The 18,486-nt window shown below is 36.2% G+C and carries 21 protein-coding genes; 3 read left to right on the top strand and 18 right to left on the bottom strand.

The genetic code is table 11. The features are described 5' to 3' along the window. A partial coding sequence (locus tag QDN89_RS15335; protein WP_280771034.1) for a helix-turn-helix domain-containing protein occupies positions 1-551 on the bottom strand: 551 nt, incomplete at its 3' end. Positions 552-886: 335 nt separating this feature from the next. Between QDN89_RS15335 and QDN89_RS15330 the strand changes: the two genes are divergently transcribed. After that, on the top strand, positions 887-1,942 hold the full coding sequence (locus tag QDN89_RS15330; RefSeq protein WP_280771033.1) for a peptidoglycan-binding protein: 1,056 nt from the start codon (positions 887-889) through the stop codon (positions 1,940-1,942). Between the two features lie 17 nt (positions 1,943-1,959). On the opposite strand, the gene QDN89_RS15325 is transcribed toward QDN89_RS15330, so the two are convergent. Together QDN89_RS15325 and QDN89_RS15320 are read right to left on the bottom strand one after the other, a co-directional pair. Further along, entirely contained in the window at positions 1,960-2,364 is a 405-nt protein-coding gene (locus tag QDN89_RS15325; protein WP_280771032.1) for a DUF4395 domain-containing protein, read from the bottom strand. A 94-nt stretch (positions 2,365-2,458) separates the two neighbouring features. Further along, positions 2,459-2,875 (bottom strand): DUF2203 domain-containing protein, encoded by a 417-nt coding sequence (locus tag QDN89_RS15320; RefSeq protein WP_280771031.1) that lies wholly within the window; start codon positions 2,873-2,875, stop codon positions 2,459-2,461. Positions 2,876-3,026: 151 nt separating this feature from the next. Between QDN89_RS15320 and QDN89_RS15315 the strand changes: the two genes are divergently transcribed. Then, positions 3,027-3,266: a hypothetical protein gene (locus QDN89_RS15315; protein WP_280771030.1), complete on the top strand. Its 240-nt coding sequence runs from the start codon at positions 3,027-3,029 to the stop codon at positions 3,264-3,266. Between the two features lie 135 nt (positions 3,267-3,401). Here the strand turns inward: QDN89_RS15315 and QDN89_RS15310 are convergent, their stop codons facing one another. The 4 genes from QDN89_RS15310 to speD form a co-directional block, all read right to left on the bottom strand. Then, positions 3,402-4,097 (bottom strand): M50 family metallopeptidase, encoded by a 696-nt coding sequence (locus QDN89_RS15310; RefSeq protein ID WP_280771029.1) that lies wholly within the window; start codon positions 4,095-4,097, stop codon positions 3,402-3,404. A gap of 48 nt (positions 4,098-4,145) precedes the next feature. Further along, complete coding sequence (locus QDN89_RS15305; protein ID WP_280771028.1) at positions 4,146-4,895, bottom strand: Cof-type HAD-IIB family hydrolase; 750 nt, start codon at positions 4,893-4,895, stop codon at positions 4,146-4,148. A gap of 34 nt (positions 4,896-4,929) precedes the next feature. After that, the gene (locus tag QDN89_RS15300; RefSeq protein WP_280771027.1) at positions 4,930-5,130 is read right to left on the bottom strand and encodes a hypothetical protein; all 201 of its coding nucleotides are present in this window, start codon (positions 5,128-5,130) and stop codon (positions 4,930-4,932) included. Positions 5,131-5,241: 111 nt separating this feature from the next. Beyond that, positions 5,242-6,054: an adenosylmethionine decarboxylase gene (gene speD / locus QDN89_RS15295; RefSeq protein WP_280771026.1), complete on the bottom strand. Its 813-nt coding sequence runs from the start codon at positions 6,052-6,054 to the stop codon at positions 5,242-5,244. Positions 6,055-6,393: 339 nt separating this feature from the next. On the opposite strand from speD, the gene QDN89_RS15290 reads away from it, so the two are divergent. Then, positions 6,394-6,969: a TetR/AcrR family transcriptional regulator gene (locus QDN89_RS15290; protein ID WP_280771025.1), complete on the top strand. Its 576-nt coding sequence runs from the start codon at positions 6,394-6,396 to the stop codon at positions 6,967-6,969. 14 nt (positions 6,970-6,983) lie between these two features. Here the strand turns inward: QDN89_RS15290 and QDN89_RS15285 are convergent, their stop codons facing one another. The 11 genes from QDN89_RS15285 to pgmB all read right to left on the bottom strand — a co-directional run bounded on the left by QDN89_RS15285 (position 6,984) and on the right by pgmB (position 18,477). Further along, on the bottom strand, positions 6,984-7,271 hold the full coding sequence (locus QDN89_RS15285; RefSeq protein WP_280771024.1) for an HPr family phosphocarrier protein: 288 nt from the start codon (positions 7,269-7,271) through the stop codon (positions 6,984-6,986). Between the two features lie 116 nt (positions 7,272-7,387). Continuing rightward, a complete protein-coding gene (locus QDN89_RS15280; protein WP_280771023.1) occupies positions 7,388-7,591 on the bottom strand; it encodes a hypothetical protein in 204 nt (67 codons plus the stop codon). A gap of 141 nt (positions 7,592-7,732) precedes the next feature. After that, positions 7,733-8,782, bottom strand: coding sequence for an aliphatic sulfonate ABC transporter substrate-binding protein (locus QDN89_RS15275; RefSeq protein WP_280771022.1), 1,050 nt, complete (start codon positions 8,780-8,782; stop codon positions 7,733-7,735). 16 nt (positions 8,783-8,798) lie between these two features. Continuing rightward, positions 8,799-9,563, bottom strand: coding sequence for an ABC transporter permease (locus QDN89_RS15270; RefSeq protein ID WP_280771021.1), 765 nt, complete (start codon positions 9,561-9,563; stop codon positions 8,799-8,801). Continuing rightward, positions 9,496-10,341 (bottom strand): ABC transporter ATP-binding protein, encoded by an 846-nt coding sequence (locus tag QDN89_RS15265; RefSeq protein WP_280771020.1) that lies wholly within the window; start codon positions 10,339-10,341, stop codon positions 9,496-9,498. The genes QDN89_RS15270 and QDN89_RS15265 overlap by 68 nt, the downstream gene beginning before the upstream one ends. 220 nt (positions 10,342-10,561) lie before the next feature. Further along, a complete protein-coding gene (locus QDN89_RS15260) occupies positions 10,562-11,530 on the bottom strand; it encodes a VIT1/CCC1 transporter family protein (RefSeq protein WP_280771019.1) in 969 nt (322 codons plus the stop codon). Positions 11,531-11,685: 155 nt separating this feature from the next. Then, positions 11,686-12,384, bottom strand: coding sequence for a class I SAM-dependent methyltransferase (locus QDN89_RS15255; protein ID WP_280771018.1), 699 nt, complete (start codon positions 12,382-12,384; stop codon positions 11,686-11,688). Between the two features lie 94 nt (positions 12,385-12,478). Continuing rightward, positions 12,479-12,628 carry a hypothetical protein gene (locus QDN89_RS15250; RefSeq protein WP_280771017.1) on the bottom strand — a complete coding sequence of 50 codons (150 nt, stop codon included), beginning with the start codon at positions 12,626-12,628 and terminating at the stop codon, positions 12,479-12,481. A gap of 43 nt (positions 12,629-12,671) precedes the next feature. Further along, positions 12,672-16,289, bottom strand: coding sequence for a dynamin family protein (locus QDN89_RS15245; RefSeq protein ID WP_280771016.1), 3,618 nt, complete (start codon positions 16,287-16,289; stop codon positions 12,672-12,674). Positions 16,290-16,387: 98 nt separating this feature from the next. After that, a complete protein-coding gene (gene fabF / locus QDN89_RS15240) occupies positions 16,388-17,626 on the bottom strand; it encodes a beta-ketoacyl-ACP synthase II (RefSeq protein WP_280771015.1) in 1,239 nt (412 codons plus the stop codon). Positions 17,627-17,811: 185 nt separating this feature from the next. After that, positions 17,812-18,477, bottom strand: a complete 666-nt coding sequence (gene pgmB / locus QDN89_RS15235) for a beta-phosphoglucomutase (protein WP_280771014.1) — start codon at positions 18,475-18,477, stop codon at positions 17,812-17,814. Positions 18,478-18,486: the final 9 nt, after the last annotated feature.

The raw sequence follows: 18,486 nt of genomic DNA, 5'->3' as shown, positions 1-18,486 counted from the left end.
GCTAAGATCGACACAAAGTACTTACCGCTTGGATTGCGTCGTATGGTCGCATTGATGATTCGTCCATCCACGTCACGACTTTTAGCAAACCGAACAAGACCAAGCTTCGGCAACTTGATGTGTTTACCTGAAACAGCGATATTTCCATTGGTTTGCTTTGTGGTATAGGACTGTATCTTGTTCTTTTTACTTTTAAATGTAGGGGCTTTGGTTTGTTTTTTATAATACCGTTGGTAAGAATCAGCTAAGTTTTCAACGGACTTTTGCAGGGAAATACTATCCACTTCTTTTAAGAAAGGATACTGCTCTTTTAACTGGCGAACCGCCTTCATCGAGGCGTATTTGTTGAAAAACTCTCCTTTCCAGTTATTTGAAGGTAGCTGACCGTTTTGCACCATGTCTTCGACGATGTACCAGTAAGCGTCTTTTTGCTTCTGCTTACCGAGGAAGAAATTGAACACGAATCTAGAACAACCGAGCGTTTTATTTATCAGCTCGACTTGTTTTTGATGAGGAAAAATACGAAATTTAAACGCTTTTTTTACTACCATGACGTCACCTTATTTCGCAAGAACATTTGTTCTAATTATATCATGAGGGGAGTCTGTTGGCTATCGCCAATCGCCATTCATCTCCCCCCTTATCACGATTGAAGAGGGAGTCTTCTGTCGGAAAACGATAAATAAAAGGTTCATTTTACCTTTTCATTTTACAATTATGATCGAAAACTCGTCCAAAGAAAGTGTGTTCGTTTATTGAAAAACATACATTGTTTTCTTTTTACAATTATATTTCAATTCATTAAACATGTCATTGATTGTACTATTTTTTGCATTTGGACTATAAGGATAAGCAAGAGAGTTAATCATAAAGGAGGAAGGCAACCATGAATAAATTATTTCATTTGACAACGAAGTGTATAGCAACGTTCCTTTTTATATTTACTGCGTTTGTGATTTTTGATTCTAGTTCTACAGCAGCAAATGAAGATCAAACGTTTGGAGATAAATTATTAGGAAATGGAAAAGTGCATTCCCATGTAACAGAATTACAAGATTTACTAGACCAGAGGGGTTACTTAGAAGATCGTTCAGATGTGAAAGAGGGAGTTTTTGATGATAAAACGAAAGCGTCCGTTTTATCCTTTCAAAAGGACGCAGACATATATATAGATGGGTTGGCTGGCGAACAAACCATTGGTGCATTGAAGATATTAAGAGAAGGTGATGAAGGAAACGTCGTCCTTTACCTTCAAGAAGATCTGCAACAACTAGGTTACTATCAAGGTGCATTGGATGGCAAGTTTGGGCCACTTACTTATCAAGCAGTGATCGATTTTCAGACAGAACAGGAAATTGCAATCGATGGTTTAGCAGGGCCTGAAACGTATGGCGCATTGCATGAAGCAATCTTGGGTAACAGGTCGCAGCAAAGCAGTCAATCGACATCCTCCTCTCACTCGTCTTCATCATCAAACTCGGGAGGATCAGAAAACACAGAGTCATCAGAGGATAGTGGGGCCACTGAACAGGATAGTGCGTCCATTGAACAAGAAGACTCTGGAGGAAATGATAAAGGTGAATCAGAACAGTCTGAGCAAGAGGAATCAAGTTCATCCAATGACGAATCTTCAAACAGTAGCACTGTTGAAGGAAAAGTGATGACAATGGAAGCTACAGCTTACACAGCATACTGTGAAGGTTGTTCAGGAATTACGTATACAGGTTTAGATTTAAGGAATAACCCACACAAAAAAGTGATTGCCGTAGATCCAAATGTCATTCCGTTAGGCTCAAAAGTATATGTTGAAGGGTATGGAGAAGCGATAGCAGGTGATATTGGAGGGGCAATAAAAGGACATCGAATTGACTTATTTATGCCAGATCGTGATGATGCCCTAGAATTTGGACGAAAAGATGTTGAAATAACAGTATTAGAGTGAACGGCTTACTCCAAACGTTAAGAAACTCGATTAAATTTCCACATTTTGTAACGATATCGAATGGTACAACCGATACAATAACCCATCAACGCTAAACCGGCAGCAATAACGACGAGAACACTTAAACTATAAGCTATTGTGTAAAAGCCTAGTTGAAAAAATAGTAGTGAGAATCCTAAACAGAACGTTGCAATCCATTGATTAAATAATTGTTGATCACGATCTTCCAACTTATAATCTTTTAAAGGTTTTCGTAAAAATCTTTTGCCCACTTGTATAAGTGGGTTTTTCTTCGTAATTAAAGTAATAACACCAACAATAAATGGAATGAGTAATAACCAATGATTCAATATAAATGCTATGATACAGGATAAAACAATAAATGATTGGTTTAACTGTACAAGTGGTTTTGGAATAGACATGCTGATCACTCTCCTCAAAATAACTATACAATAATTTCGATGAGTTTACTAGGGAATAGATCAAAAAAAAGCGTGCACGTAAAATGCACGCTTTTTAATCTTCTTCTTGATGGTTGTCTAGTGGTTTACGTCCAGCAAAACCTTCTTGTGCAGAATGGTAATGTTGAATTTCTTCCTCTCCCTCTTTCCAACACAATAAGATATCTTCATCCTCTTTTACGGATGGAAAGTCAATTAATCCTGGATCGATTCCTTTCAGTTGAGCACCTGTATTTTGAATATTAGTAACATGGAGTTGTGCTTGCATTTCAAGAAATTCTAACTGACTTTCCAATTTGAAAATACTTTCTGTCTGTGTTTGTACGTGTTCTTTTTTCATTTCTTTTAGTTTATTTAAGTGTTTTAGTTGCACATCAAAGTCTGATTGAAGATTTTTTAATTCTATCAGTTCTTTCGTGATGGATGGAATCATTTGATTTGCTTCTTCTACAGTGAAATATTTTTTGACCATTTTTTCACCTCCGGTTGATTTCAGTATAGTAGAGATTTACAGTGGAATAAAGGGAAACGTACTTGTTTATCAGAAATTGCTTTTTTACCCAATATTTATTAAAATTATGAAGCTAGATTTAAATTTATTCAGAGTGGAAAGGAGCTTAATTATGGGGAAATGTAACATCGATCATACGTTAGAAGATGTACACAACAAATACCAAAGTCAACGAGAGTATTTGCCTGAAACAATAGCTGACCAATGGGAATTATATTTAAAATCTGGGTTATCCCAACTTGAATTGAATGAAGCCTTCCATTTATTAAAGAAATATGACCTTGCTTCGGAAGATGATCAACAAATAAGGGAATCACAAATGATTCAGCTATTTAATTCAAAGAAATCATGATGGTTCAAAAATGTTTTCGTGAGACCTACCTCGTATGCCGCTAGAAGCATTCGAAGTAAACACAGCGAATTCAACAGGTGAAAAGTATAGCAGGTGTTCACTTTTTCTCTGAACACCTCTATAGCAACAGAGCCATTAATGAAGGACATTGACTTGTACAAACGTGATTATATCAAACCCTAACCAAACGGAAGCACCTAATATAAAAAATCCCGCTCCTTGAAGAACAAAAAAACTTCCCCATAAAATCGCAGGAAGCTTTGTAGTGTTTGCTAAGATGCTTGCATCCCCTGCCTCGTGCTTATCCTTTAAAGATATGATAAAAACAACCCATGCACTTAAGAAAGCTTGCATCAATAACATAAGTCCAATAATTGTTAATCCTAATTCAAAGCTAGTCCAATATTGGTTTGTATAAAGAAAATAAAGACCTGCAAGAACGGAAACAATCCACACCCAACCAATGATATTTCTCACCCAAAAAATAACATTGTATACAAGAATAACAGCAAGGGTCATTGCAATATAGGTGTACCACCCTTCTGTTAATGCGAAAATATATGCAACACTAAAAACAGACGCAGTTGGATAACCGGCCAGTAATGTAAATACTCTTCCTATGAAACCTCGATGACTCGTTATAGCTAACCCACCTGTATTTTGAAAAAGTGAGATAGAGCGTACTCTCCCACCACTTAGTATGGCAGCAAGAGCATGCCCTGTTTCATGAATCATCGTATTAAATAATTTGAAATAAGGTCCGATTATGGGAATATAGGAGAGAAAAGCAACTAGTATAAAAATAATGATTAACTCAAAGATGTTATTCATATAAGTTCTCCTATTATAGACGTTGTAAAGCTCATCTGAATAATTCTGTTATGCATTTAAAACAAACTTGTGGATCGCATGAGCAACGCCATCTTCATTGTTTGAATACGTGATCCAATCTGCAGATTCTTTCACAATCTCTTGTGCATTACCCATTGCGACGCCAAGTCCTGCTTCTGTAATCATCGCCATGTCATTCAAACTATCCCCCATCGAAAGAACATTATCCATCGAAATATTTAGAAAGCTGCAAAGCTTTTTAATTGCCACTGCTTTATTTACCCCAACGGCGTTTATTTCAATGTTTGTTAAACTAGAATTACTTACTTCAAGCTCTGGATGTTTTGATAATAGATCAAAAATGACGTCTCTTGCATCGTTATCAGTTGTATCAAACCCAAATTTTAACCATTCATAGTTGAGAATGTCTTCTGGCATCTCATTTTTCCATACTTTATCTACGGATGCTGCCCAATGGTTGGTTTTATGTTCGTTTCTTAATTCCCACATCATGTTCACTAGTTCACTTTTCAAAAGATTTCGTTCAATCAATTGACCTGAAGTGTGCCAAATTTCGCTTCCGTTCCCAGTAACTATATAGGAATTTAACTCCAAGTCATCCGCATAATCTTGACATGCCATTAAAGAACGCCCTGTACATATTACGACATCTACCCCTTTTTCTTTTGCTAAGGCGATAGCCTGTCGATTTGCTTTAGATACGTCATGGTTGTCCATTAGTAATGTTCCGTCCATATCTAATGCGATTAATTTTATCGGTTTAGCCTTATTAGTCATTTTCCATCACATCTCTTTCATTAACTTTATTAATCTACCCATAAATAAAATAAACAATTGTTAATATGAGTGCAGGGACAAAAGTTACAAAATAGATGATCGACATGTTCGTGAAATGTTTTTTTGTTTTCTTTTCATATTCGTCATCTCTAGGATTAATTCCTACCATAATTGTCCCTATAAGTGCTGCAATACAGATGATTCCTGCAATGATAAGGTACGGCATCATATTCATATTTACACCACCTTCACACATTTTGTCAGAAAATGAATCGCGTTTCCATATAATGAAAACCAGAACTATTCGGTAGTTCTGGTCTGTAATCGAAAAATTAGAATCGATTTGTTAAGTCCGTTTCATATTTTTCCCATAATAAATTTCATCCATTTCGTGTTTTAGCTTGTCAGTAATCTCCTCTTGTTCGTTTAAATATAATTCTCGCTTGTTATAACCAAACAAGTAGTTATCTAAATCGAAATTTTTCAACTTACATTTTGTATGAAAAATATTCTCTTGATAGATGTTTACGTCAATCATATCAAATAGTTCTTTCACTTCGTCCGGGATGTAGTTCTGTATCGAATTAATGTCATGATCGATAAAATGTTTATGACCACTCACATCTCTTGTAAATCCTCTAACACGATAATCCATCGTCATAATATCTGTATCGAACGAATGAATCATGTAATTTAAAGCTTTTAAAGGTGAAATTTCTCCACATGTTGATACGTCTATATCTGCTCGAAATGTACTAATTCCATCAGCTGGATTATATTCAGGATACGTGTGCACCGTAATATGACTTTTGTCTAAATGTAATACAGCGGACTCTGGTAACGGTCCAGGAGACTCTTCAAAAGCGGAGTCTGGTGCTTCTTCTACTGGTCCTTCTGAAACGAGCATTGTCACACTAGCACCTTGAGGTTCATAATCTTGTTTGGCAATATTTAAAACATGGGCACCTATGACACTGGCTACATCTTTTAATATAGTCGTTAACCTATCAGCATTATATTGTTCATCAATGTATTTAATGTAAGCTTCTCTTTCTTCTTTCGTTTTCGTATAACAGACATCATACATGTTAAAACTAAGAGACTTTGTTAAGTTGTTAAATTCATGCAATTGAATGCGTTGTTCAGGAGTTAATTTCAAGAGTTCATTCCCCACTTTTTAAAAATTAAATAAGTATTGTCCATCTTTTGTTAGTAAGTTTCAATGAATTCGATATTTATTAAGCTATAGATTATAGTTTACATGGACAACATGTATTATATCAAATGATAGCAAGAAAGAGAATAGATGAGTTTTCACCCTAAGAATAGTGGTTGAATTGAAAAAGAGAACTTAGTAATAAAACGACAGAGTAATGTATTTAATGATATAGAAGTATGATATTTTATCAGTAGGACCAAAATCAAGAAGATAGCAAACTGCTAAGAAACACTTAACAAAAAAACTAGATGATGATTTCACATAGGAGGAAAAAAAAAGATGGATGAAACGAAAGAAAAAATTTTAAACGCAGCAATTGACATCATGCATTTAAAAGGATATTCCTCTGCTACGGTAAGAGAAATTGCAGCAGAAGCAGGAGTCTCAGAAATGACATTATTTCGAAAATTCTCCAATAAACAAGAACTACTTAATGGAATTATTAAAAAATACTCTTTTGCTTTTTCTATGAAGAAAATTTTCACAGAAGAACTTACGTATGACCTAAAGACAGACTTGGCAAATGTAAGTAAAACGTATCAAACGTTTATGGAGAAAAATAAAAAAATTGTTTTACTCGCTTATAAAGAATGTAATATTCATGATGAAATTTCTGAAGGACTCACAGAAAACCCGAAACTGGTCAAGACGTATTTATGTAACTATTTAGCTGAAATGGTCAAAAAGGGGAAAGTAGCGAAGGACATCAATATTGAATTACAAGTGATGAATTTTTTGTGGATGAATTTAGGCTACTTTTCTTCCCAATTTATTTCAGGAAAAAAAGTAGCCGCTGTTCCAGTTGATGATTTTATTAAAAGCAGTGTGATAACTTTTGCTAAAGGGTTACAATAATACCCGATTGTCTCTTATGAATGTTCATGTATTAGTGAAGGGCTAGACATCGCATTTTCAACTAAATGACGGATGTGATTGACGGCATCATTCGCATCGTGACCTTCCGCTTGCACAGTAATAACGGCGTCCTTTTTCAAATGAATCATCCCTTGAACTAGGCTTAAAATATTTTTCGAGTTATAAGCAATGTTATCTTTCAAAATATATACATCACTTTCGTATAAGCTACTGACGTGAACAATTGCCAAAACATTGGACATCGCGACGGACTCATTTAGTTTCAAATCTTGTTTTAACATTTTCACATAACCTCCTCATAACTCGAATGACTTGCTAAATCAAATTATATAAGACTATAGATTATCTTTCATCTATCTTGTTAGGTTAAATAACACCCTTTATATTCCAGTTGTATTTAAATCCATGAAAATGGGTTATTTTGTTTTGACTCCCCTTTCTTGGTTTCGTTTACATTGATGTCTGTTTGTTCTTTTTCTTCTTGAGTGGGATGCCTTTTTACTTTTCTACCAAATAGTAGCTCAGCCCAAGGATCTTTTGGAGGTGGTACCTCTTTCTTTTGTTGTTTCTCTTCTACTTGCTCGTTTTCTTTTTCTTTCATTCGTTTCCCTCCTCTCTCAATCAGTATTCGTTTATCTTATTCTTTGAATCTGACTCTGCTTGGGCTAATTCATGATAATAATACAAAAAAACTGATGTTGTAGGAGAAAATCCTAAGCAACATCAGTTTTCTTTTGTGCAACTACTCTTCCATTAGTTGATCTAAGATAGATGTATCAACAAAACCATCTAAGTTTGGATCTTCATTCATAAACTCTTGCTCATAAGAAGCGTCAGCCCATTGTTGCAAAGCATCAGCATGTGTTTCTGTTGTAATGACCATTCGTTGCCAAGCTTTTTCTAATACATGTTCTGGCAATCTTGTTTGCGTTAGATCATAAATTAAATCATTCACTGATTCTAGTGTTTCTGCTTCGTTGTTTTGGGCAAATTCAACGGAACGTTTGTGAGCTTTTAACGCTTGCTCTACTTGATCTGGGTTTTCTTCTATAAATTCATTTGTTGTGACTAAAACAACACTCGCTAATTCTTCGCCTAAAAATACCTCATCCCATTCTGTTACGACATTAGCATTATGCTCTTCTACAAGAAGTGTTCCCCAAGGTTCAGGAGCTGCTGCTGCATCAATTTGTCCTTGTTCAAACATCGCAACCATGCTGGCAGGGTTTACTCTAGATTGATGTTCAACTTCTCCATTACGACGATTCGTCTTCATCCCTTTTTCTTGCAACATTTTCTCTAACTGAACATTGTGAGTACATCCGTTCCCGGGTGTTGCAAAAGATTTTCCTGGAAAATCTTCGAGTGTAAGAAGTCCAGAGTCTTCTCTTGAAACAATTAGTGTGGCACCATTAGCAGCAGCACCTATAACAACGACGTCAGAACCTGCTAGAAAACTATTTATTGCCGGTCCTGGTCCAACGTAACCCATGTCAATTACACCCGTATCAAGGGATTCCATAAACTCATTTCCATTTGGAAAGTTTTGAAAATCGATGTTATCACCCATTTCATCTGCGAAAAATCCTTTTTCTTTCCCAACAATGGCAGCAGCGTGATCGAGGTTAGGAAAATAACCAATATTCACTTCGCTATTATCTGAATCGCCGGAAGAATCTACCGTTCCTTCGTTATTGTTAGAGTTAGTTGCAGATGATTCTTCGTCCCCTTGGCCACATGCTGATAGGAAAGCTACCGATGCTATTGTTATTCCACTAATTAATTTTTTCATTTTATTTCCTCCTCGTTTATGATGCTGAGTTAGTAAGTCCCCAGCGAGATAATACTTTTTTCTCGATTTTGCTAAATATAAAGTACTCGACGATTAATCCGATACACGAAATAATGATCATAATTGCAACGACAAGATCCATATTGAAGAAATCGCGTGCATCCATTAATGTTCGACCTAATCCACCGCGACCAATAAGTTCTGCTGCCATTAAGGCGCGCCAACCAAATGCCCATGCAAGCCTTGCCCCTGTTAAAGCAGATGGTATAGAGGCTGGAAGCATGACTTTCCAAATTAATTCACTATTTTTATAGCCCATTGTTTTTGCTGCTCGAATTAAGATTGGTTGGACATTTTTAATTCCCATTCGGACATTTAAAGTCATAGCCCAAGTTCCGCCTAAAATGACAACGAAGTAAATAGCTCCTGCTCCTCCTTGAAACAAGACAAGTGCAATTGGTAACCATACGATACTAGGAACGGACTGCAAAGCAATAACTAATGAACCTAAGGTTTCGTCTGCTAACTTAGAAACACCGATAATCACACCAAGTAGACCACCAATAAGGAGAGCTAAACTAAAACCAATCGAAATTCGTTGCAAACTTTCTGCTAACGCGGTTGCTAATATACCAGTATCAAATAACCCAATATACAATTGCTGAACAGACCCTAAAGGTGAGGGAAAGTATGTCGTTTGTTGAGAATATACTCTAAATATGATTTCCCATATTACGATCAGTGCCGTAAAGAAGACTAGCTTTCTTAGAATTGAAGTCATCTCCCATCTCCTCCTTCATCACTTTTTCAATTTCTCCTCCTAGAATAGACATAATGTCTTGTTCTAGTTGGATAAATTCCGGTGAAGCAGGATCTCGGGGCCTTGGTAAATCAACGGAATATATTTTTCGAATCCCTCCTGGTCGAGTGCCCATGAGCACAATTCGATCGGAAAGCAAAATGGATTCACGAATATTATGGGTGACAAACAAAATAGTTTTTTTCGTTTCTTCCCAAATAAATTGAACTTCTCTATGCAGCATCATTCTTGTTTGCTCATCGAGCGCGCCAAATGGTTCATCCATTAATAACACTTTTGGGTCCATGGATAAAGCTCTTGCAATAGCGACACGTTGCTTCATCCCACCAGAAAGTTCATGAGGATAGGAGTGTAAAAACTTACTTAAATGAACAAGTTTCAGATATTTTTCAGCGGAACTTTTAGCGTCTTCCTTATTCATCTTTTTTTTCGTGGCAAGCATGACATTTTCTAGTACAGTTAACCAAGGCATTAATGCCGCTTCTTGAAAGACAACACCACGATCTGATCCAGGAGATTTGATTTTTTCTGTGCCGACTGTAACGTCACCCTCGGTAGCTTGATCTAAGCCAGCAACGATATTTAACAACGTCGATTTCCCACAACCGGAGGGGCCTAACAAAGATACAAACTCACCTGGTGCGACAGTTAATGATATATCTTTAAAAACCGTAAATGATTCATTTTTGCTTTTGCCAGGGAAGGTTTTTTCTACATGATTAATTGCGACTTTTTCCATTTTCCCACCTCAACTTAACTTTTCCTATGATAATACTCGGAATTAATAATATAAGTATATGACGGGGATAAAACCTATGTCAACATTATTTTTTGTGAATAATATCATTTGAATCAAAAAATGATTCACTCTAACTTGTTTTACATGTCTCTTATTAATTCTAAATGCTAAGAAAAAGGCTGAAATCTACAAATCTATAGACTCCAGCCTTTCCTTACAATTATTTAGTTATTTGATAATAGTCACGTTCAAGTTTGTATATTTGTCTACGGATTGCATTCCAATCTTCGTTTTCAAGCGAAGATCTGCGAAGACGAGCAGTTATATCCTGCAGTTTATCCCACTCAAATGATTCTCCTTTTTCTACCTTATGATTTAACTGATTAATTTCATCTTCTATTTGTTGGACGGAATCATCCCACGAAAAAAACAAATGTTCAGGTTTTAATTCTTCTGATAAAATATGTTTCACTTGCAGGACTTCATTTTTCGGTCCTAATATAGAAATATCTGTTGCATGAATGGTCACTTCCACTGTTTCATTGTCAATTTCAACGTTAATATAGTTCATCTTTTTACTAATTTTTTTATTGAAAATATGTTCTAACACGAAGCTAAGCACCACAAAACAATACCAAACTGGTTTTTTCGGATCATGAATAGACACATGTAAATCATAATCCTTTAAAATCGATGTTATTTCATCTAATACCTTATCGTATTTTCCTTTTCGAATCATGATCGCAAACTGTTCTTGTCGGTGCATCTTCAATAAACTTGGTAATTTTAGTAATGGTATGATGACAACGAGCAGCATAGATAATGAACCTAGGATAAAGGAATAGGGAAACCCCATCAGTAACTGTTTGACGAAGGAAAAGTCTTTATCTCTGTTCTCTATTTTCGTTGAGGCAAAACCAACGGATAATGGTAATAAAATAGCAAGTGCTATCGAAATAATTCTGATAAGCGTTTCATCATCTGGAATGAAAGGAATAAACATTTCTGCTAAGTCTGGAAATAAGACGGAAGCGGCAATATAAAGCCAATATAACGATGCGATTCCCATAAAACTGATGATAGAACTATCTTGGGTTGGAATTCTCCCGAAAAAAGTCAGTGTAGCCATACTAAATACTTTACTGAGAAGTTTTGCTATCCCAGTTAATAAAATTCGAATAAAGGGCATCAAATTCACCTGTGCTTTCTTGATACATAGCCTAAAAGATGTTTCGTTTAGATCATTCATTTTTTTCAGTGACCATATCATGATGTTCCCTTTTTCGAATTGGCTAAACCCGTGGTTGTGCGAATGACACTTCTAATTATTGGAAATAATGATGGCTATTTTTCACAGTGAAAAACTGAATAGGTTAATTCATCTCCATATTTACTCATTAATCGGTTATGTTCATCTAATAATTGTAATAATTCATCATTCATATTTTCCGTAATTGTCACATCCACTCCTTCTTCCCCTTCGGTCGTTATATTTAGTTGATCCACTTTAGAAAAACCTACATCGTTTAATAATTTTTTCCAGTCGCTTTTGGAATGTATCTTATGAATGCCATAAAAACGTTTTATTTCTTCTATCTCTGGTTCTTCCATCGAAGTTTTTTGTGACATTTCTAATAATATTAAGCTTCCGTCTTTTTTTAAGACCCGGTACATTTCTTTTAATCCTGTTTCTGCCTGGAGAAAGGCTAACACCGATTCAGATAATATAAGATCAAACGAGTCATTAGGAAAGGGCAACTCTTCAATGGTTGCTTCCTTAACATGAACATTTGGAAAGGGAGCGCACGTTGATACGGCTTTTGCTACCATATCAGGGTGATGATCAATCGCCACCACCTGGCAGTGGTAGGACTCTGATAAATATGCCGCCGTTTCCCCTTTGCCACAGCCCGCTTCTAATACGCATGTTTTTGAATCAATTGGCTGAGTCGCTAATAATCGTTTCGTTAATTCAAGTCCTCCAGGGTGTGCCGCTTGAACATCCAAAGCGAGTAATAAATCAACATAGGTATATTTTTTCAAAGGTGGTCACTCCTCCTTTATTTTCTATAAGTTTATTCAGGTTAGAGAGAATCAGACACAAAAAAGTCGTCTCCCGTTAGAGACGACTTTTTCTTTATTTCGTATTTTTCTTTTTTGCTCGTTCTTGTTCTCTACTTAAAACTTCCCCTTTATTTTCATCATCTGGGGCTTGTCCTAACGGATTAACGCTTTCTGTTATCGCACTACCTGCTTGTTTATTGCGATGTCCTTTTTGTTTTCCCATAGATGTCACCTCCATTGTCATGATTAAGGTGACCCTAAATCAACTATTTTATGAATGCAGGCTGTGTGACCGATGTTAATGCCGATAGCTCTTGACGAATGTTTTCTTGTTCTTGTTTATCAAGAATCGCATCCAAGCGAATGCTTTCTTCTTGAATACCTTCAATTAATCTGTTTTTCATTTCTTTTTCGAGATCACTTAACACGTCAAGTGTTGCTTGTCGAAAGGATTCCTCATAAGCTGAAATAATGGAAGAAGCAATTTCTGTTCCGTCAGCTACGATGATTTCTTTTAACTCTTTTGATTTGTTGTTTTCAAAAAAATCTTTTTTAGATTTTAGAAACGGTAAATATGGTTTTGTTTCTATCGGAAATGCAATATCCCCAATTGCAATCGGAAGCTTTACTCGATCAATTTGTTCTTCAATAAAGAAATATGGTAACTCCTCTATAATAGAATTTCTTTCAGCGATAAGCCACTTCTCTGTCGCTTTTTTTATGACATTTTCCAATCGTATAGAAATGGCTTCTAATTCTTGTTTCAAAAACTGTTCACCTAGCCCTCTCCACTCTTGGATCGCACTAGTAAGTTGGTCATGTAATTGTTTCTTTGTTGATCCTGTTAATATTGAAACATTTATCACGGAAGGATAATAATCATTTAACACATACATCATTCGCTGGCGAAGATATAAAGAAAATTGGTCCAATTCATGTTGCACATCTTGCACAGCATGACCAAATGGAGCATTTTTCACTCTCGCTATTTCTTGTTGAGTTGTATGTTTGATGTCTGCTTGTTTTTGTTGTTGTGACGCTTTGTCTTCGTTCATAAACCGAACGGTATCTTCTAATTTTTTCGAAAACTGCTCTAAATGATGCTGTAAAATAGTTAAACTTAATGATTTTAACTCTAAAATGGTACGCTCGTAAAAAATATGTTCGAATTGAGCAAAGCTTGATTCGGATGATTCACCCTTTTGGTTTCCCTTTTTCTCAGAAAGCCCTTGTTTACTTGAAAGGGAATATAACCTCGGTTCCTGTATTCCATTTCGTTTTAATTGTTCTTTGACGTGATGTTTCACACCATTGATTTCACCAGGGTTTTCCGCTAAATCTTCTGCATTGATAATAAAATACAGTTTGTCGTGGGCAAAGCTTTCATTTACCTTACCTAATTGTTGTAAAAAGTAGTGGTCAGCTTTAGAAAAAGCATGATTATAGTATGTTAAATAAAATACCGCATCCGAATGACGTAATTGCTGAAAAGCAACGTTTGTGTGCCTAGCATGAATCGAGTTCACACCAGGAGTATCGACTAAAACGATCCCATTTTGAGTAAGTTCACAGTCATAGTAAAGAGTTGCTTTTTCCACTAAACAGGCTGTTTTTTCTTCGGCGACAAATGATTGAAGTTGATTGTGGGTAATCGTCATTGTTTCACCAAGTTCAAACGATGTTTCCTGTAAACTATTTTTAATCACTGATAAATAATTCGTACTCGTTTTTTGCCAGTTAGAAACGAAGGTTTGCTCATTCGGTTTCCATTTATTCATAAATGTGTCCATATCTAACGTGAGATCTAATGAGTGACCAATCGATTTAACTTCTTTTTCCAATGCTTGTTTTGATTTTATTGTAATGACTGCTGTTCCGTGTTGTTTATCATTCTCAGATTGTTGAACAGTCAATACAGTAGCTGTTGTCGGATGGGGAGAAACGGGCATAACATCGTCTCCCAACAGAGCATTTGCAAAACTTGATTTTCCAGCGCTAAATGCACCGAACAGCGAAACGACATATGATTGTTTTTCGTTCCGACGGATCCGGTCTAGAAGTTGGTTTCGCTCCTTTTGTAGAATCGTTGAATCTTGACGCTTCTCTAGAATCATTTTTGTTTCTTTCATCCATTGTTTTACTTCTGCTTCGGAGAAAATGAGTTCGTCCGATTCTTTTTCATATTCTTCCTCACGATTAATAACGGATGTTTCAGGTATATGAATATGGTCAAAGATATCAAGGTGTACAGATGGGTACCCTAATTGATTTGTTTCTCTTATGACTTCATAAAAATCGCGAAGTTTTGGAAGGTTTTTCAAAGATGCATCCATTCTGCTGACTTTTTTATCACATGTTTGATTGATATGGTCTATTTGATTTTGATACGGTTTCAAGTCATTTAACGTATCTAGCTTCTCTTGTAACATTTTAATGTGGTTTTCCATTGTGTTGCTCATGCCTTTTATATAGGTATCTAACGTATGTGACGCTCGTTGTTGAATTATTTTAACGATTTTTTTCGTCACATCATCCGTAAATGTATAGATATATTCTCTACTTATCGGCCCCGAAATAACTTGGTCACGTAACCATTCATCTGTAACGTCAATGGAAATGGCTTGTAAACTTGTTTCAAATTCCTCCGGATTAGATAACTGTTTTCTGTCCACTCGCTGGAAATATTCTCGCACGTGAAACAAAAGTTGTGATTTTATTTTATCTTGAAGTTCATCTGTAAGTAGTTTCGAGCGTCTTTGTTGTTCTTGGTTTGTTTTTTTACTTGAAAACAGCAATCCCATTTTAAAACCAGGTTGAACAGATTCCAACCAATTTCTAACTAATTCCGTTGTGGTATATGGAAATAACGTCACATTTTGAAACAAACTTTTCAGCTCTTTATTATAATTTTCTCTTGTTTCCTCATCAAAATGTTTCATTTTATATAAGTCTTGTTGAATCTCTGCTTGTTTCTCCATATCTGACGGATTATAACCTTGTTCTTGAATGGTGTGATAAACATCTTGAATAGCTGCTTGTTTTTCTTCCTGAACTCTACTTTTAATAGATTCATAAAATCCTTTTTCAATCAGCGTGCGTGAGCCATCTAACAATTTCTCGCTATTATAAAGTAACGACTTAAGCTTTTTTTCAAATTCACTAAATTGATTTAAATGATGGTCGTGATGTTTCATGGATGTGAAAAACATATCGATAAAGGATATGTCCCACTCTTTCATCATTTGTAAGACGGAAGATTTAAAGTTTTCAATAGAAATTTCCGCTTCGTTATGTTTATCTATTTGATTAATGACGACATAAATTGGTTTTTGTAAAGTAGAAAGTTGCGTTAAAAAATAGATATTTGTCTCTGACTGAACATGATTGTAATCCATAACATAAACAATAGCGTCTGTCGTATATAGTTGCTCAACTGTCACCGTTTCGTGGTTTTCATCTGTAGAATCTACTCCTGGTGTATCAACAATACAGCCATGGGATCCCAAAAATGGAAGCGGCGCGTGTATGGTTAATCCAGTTGATTCGTTTCCGTCCATGCCCCATTCTCGAACTTGTTCCCAAGGGATATCCCCGTTAAAAATGAGGTCATCTTTATCCTCACTATGCACCGATAAAGATAAATCACCTTGGCGAATATGAATCACGTTCGCACTTGTTGGAATAGGGCTTGTTGGAAGCACGTTTGCTTGTAAAAGTTTATTTAATATCGTTGACTTCCCTGCTGAGAAATGACCGCAAAATGCCACTTCAAATGTATCTTGTTGTTTTTTATGTTCCACTCTTTGAAAACGAAATTTTTCTTCTGCCGTTAAATCTAGCTCATCTTTATGTTGTATTTGTTTATCTGATATTGTTTTCACCATCTCCACCGTCCTTACGTCTATTACTATAGCGGATTTTATCTAGGATGAAAAGAGATTGAAAAAACCAACCATCATATTAAGATAGTTGGTTCCTATCATTATGTGTATTTTTTGAACAATAATGTTGCATTATGTCCACCAAAACCAAGAGAGTTTGATAGAACAACATCTAATTCTTTTGGTTTTGAATGAAGAGGTACGTAATCTAAATCCATTTCATCATCAGGGGTATGATAGTTGATTGTCGGTGGCATAACGGATTCTTTTATTGCTAGAAGAGAAAATATTGCCTCGACTGCTCCTGAAGCCCCTAAAAGATGACCTGTCATCGATTTCGTAGAACTAATGGACAATTGGTAAGCGTGTGGTCCAAACACCTCTTTGATTGCTTGCGTTTCATACAAATCGTTATACGGTGTTGATGTCCCGTGTGCATTGATGTAATCGACATCTTCTGGTGCAATATCGCCATCTTTGAGCGCTTGTCTCATTGCTCTTTGGCCACCTTCCCCATTCGGTGCTGGTGTTGTAATATGATATGCATCTCCAGTAGCACCATAACCGGCTACTTCCCCATATATTTTTGCTCCTCTGGCCTTCGCGTGTTCTAATTCTTCTAAAATAAGGATACCAGCACCTTCTGCAATCACAAAACCATTACGTTCTTTATCAAATGGGCGGCTGGCAGTTGCAGGATCAGGATTGTTCGATAATGCCGTCATATTAGAAAAACCAGCAAGCGTCATTTCAGTAATCGACGCTTCCGCTCCTCCGGCGATCATCATATCAGCATCGCCTTTTTGAACAACTCTAAACGCATCACCTATGGAATTAGCACCTGATGCACAGGCGGTAACAGAGCAATTGTTCATCGCTTTTGCACCTAATTCTATTGATACACGACCGGATGCCATATCAGGAATAAACATCGGAATAATAAATGGACTTACACGCCTTGGTCCTTTATTTAAAAATTTTTTATGTTGGTCTTCAAATTCGTCTAGTCCACCTATGCCCGAACCAATCCAGACGCCAATGCGTTCTGCATCCACATCTTTTCCGACGACAGCCGCGGCGTCATTCATCGCCATCTTACTAGCAGCCACAGCAAACTGTGTGAAACGAGCCATTCTTCGTGCTTCTTTGAAATCCATATAATCTTTCGCGGTGAAGTCTTTCACTTCCCCAGCAACTTTTACTTGGTAGTTGGACATATCAAATTTTGTGATCGTTTCAATACCTGAAATGCCTTCTTTCACTTTTCCCCAACTCGTTTGTATATCATTTCCTAAAGGGTTAATAGACCCCAGTCCTGTTACGACAACACGTTTACTCATATGATTCCCTCTCCCTTTCCTTCATAAAAAATGATATCGTTTCAAACTCTTCTTGCCATTTCTCTGACAGTCGAATTGAAATTATGACATAGTCATAAGATCTGCTACTTGTCATTTTACCTTAAAAGAAGGAGAATATGAACAAGGAATCTTCATGTCGGTAGTTTTACCTATGGAAATCGGAATTATCGCTTGTTATTTTTACATTCGAATTTTTCAATTAGCGTTGTCAATGTCAGATCTTCCGTTTTATAAACATGCCAATCTGCTGTTTTCACAAGAGGATCACTTCCAATCCCGACAGAAAACATTGTTGTTGCTTGAATTGCTTGCATTCCAGCTTCGCTATCTTCTATTGCCACACACTCATTGTAAGGTACGTGTAAATCGTCAGCCGCTCGTAAAAAAATTTCTGGGTCTGGTTTCATTTTAGTAATAGAAGCTGCAGGAACAATCGTATCGAAAAAAGAAACGATCTCTAACTTTTCTAAAACTGTTTTAGCGTTTGAACTGGATGAAGCAATAGCTGTCTGAATGTTTTGGTTCTTTAAATCAAGTAAAAAGGTCATCATTCCAGGTAACACATCTTCCGGTTTAAGCGTTTGAATAAGATTTTGATAAGTCTTATTTTTTAACGTTCCGTATGTTTTTATGTCTTTATCACTAAAAGGTTTCTCCGTATGTTTAAGAAGGTGTTTGATCAAATGATTCCGATTCATTCCTTGAAATTGTTGATTCATCTCACGTGTGAACGGAACATTTAGTACGTCTGCCACTTTCTTCGTAGATAAATAATGGAATTCTACTGTATTTGCTAACACACCATCTAAATCAAAAATAACTGCTTTCATCTTGATCAT

The organism is Salipaludibacillus daqingensis (assembly GCF_029891575.1).
Lineage (GTDB): Bacteria > Bacillota > Bacilli > Bacillales > Salisediminibacteriaceae > Salipaludibacillus > Salipaludibacillus daqingensis.
The sequence above is the reverse complement of the archived record's forward strand: the minus strand, read 5'-3'. Positions and strand labels throughout refer to the sequence as shown.

Bases quoted from the DNA above. Each gene is read 5' to 3' on its own strand.
- QDN89_RS15330 (WP_280771033.1), top strand. From the start codon at position 887: ATGAATAAATTATTTCATTTGACAACGAAGTGTATAGCAACGTTCCTT.
- QDN89_RS15325 (WP_280771032.1), bottom strand. From the start codon at position 2,364: ATGTCTATTCCAAAACCACTTGTACAGTTAAACCAATCATTTATTGTT.
- QDN89_RS15320 (WP_280771031.1), bottom strand. From the start codon at position 2,875: ATGGTCAAAAAATATTTCACTGTAGAAGAAGCAAATCAAATGATTCCA.
- QDN89_RS15315 (WP_280771030.1), top strand. From the start codon at position 3,027: ATGGGGAAATGTAACATCGATCATACGTTAGAAGATGTACACAACAAA.
- QDN89_RS15310 (WP_280771029.1), bottom strand. From the start codon at position 4,097: ATGAATAACATCTTTGAGTTAATCATTATTTTTATACTAGTTGCTTTT.
- QDN89_RS15305 (WP_280771028.1), bottom strand. From the start codon at position 4,895: ATGACTAATAAGGCTAAACCGATAAAATTAATCGCATTAGATATGGAC.
- QDN89_RS15300 (WP_280771027.1), bottom strand. From the start codon at position 5,130: ATGAATATGATGCCGTACCTTATCATTGCAGGAATCATCTGTATTGCA.
- QDN89_RS15290 (WP_280771025.1), top strand. From the start codon at position 6,394: ATGGATGAAACGAAAGAAAAAATTTTAAACGCAGCAATTGACATCATG.
- QDN89_RS15285 (WP_280771024.1), bottom strand. From the start codon at position 7,271: ATGTTAAAACAAGATTTGAAACTAAATGAGTCCGTCGCGATGTCCAAT.
- QDN89_RS15280 (WP_280771023.1), bottom strand. From the start codon at position 7,591: ATGAAAGAAAAAGAAAACGAGCAAGTAGAAGAGAAACAACAAAAGAAA.
- QDN89_RS15275 (WP_280771022.1), bottom strand. From the start codon at position 8,782: ATGAAAAAATTAATTAGTGGAATAACAATAGCATCGGTAGCTTTCCTA.
- QDN89_RS15270 (WP_280771021.1), bottom strand. From the start codon at position 9,563: ATGACTTCAATTCTAAGAAAGCTAGTCTTCTTTACGGCACTGATCGTA.
- QDN89_RS15265 (WP_280771020.1), bottom strand. From the start codon at position 10,341: ATGGAAAAAGTCGCAATTAATCATGTAGAAAAAACCTTCCCTGGCAAA.
- QDN89_RS15260 (WP_280771019.1), bottom strand. From the start codon at position 11,530: ATGCCCTTTATTCGAATTTTATTAACTGGGATAGCAAAACTTCTCAGT.
- QDN89_RS15250 (WP_280771017.1), bottom strand. From the start codon at position 12,628: ATGGGAAAACAAAAAGGACATCGCAATAAACAAGCAGGTAGTGCGATA.
- QDN89_RS15245 (WP_280771016.1), bottom strand. From the start codon at position 16,289: ATGGTGAAAACAATATCAGATAAACAAATACAACATAAAGATGAGCTA.
- fabF (WP_280771015.1), bottom strand. From the start codon at position 17,626: ATGAGTAAACGTGTTGTCGTAACAGGACTGGGGTCTATTAACCCTTTA.
- pgmB (WP_280771014.1), bottom strand. From the start codon at position 18,477: ATGAAAGCAGTTATTTTTGATTTAGATGGTGTGTTAGCAAATACAGTA.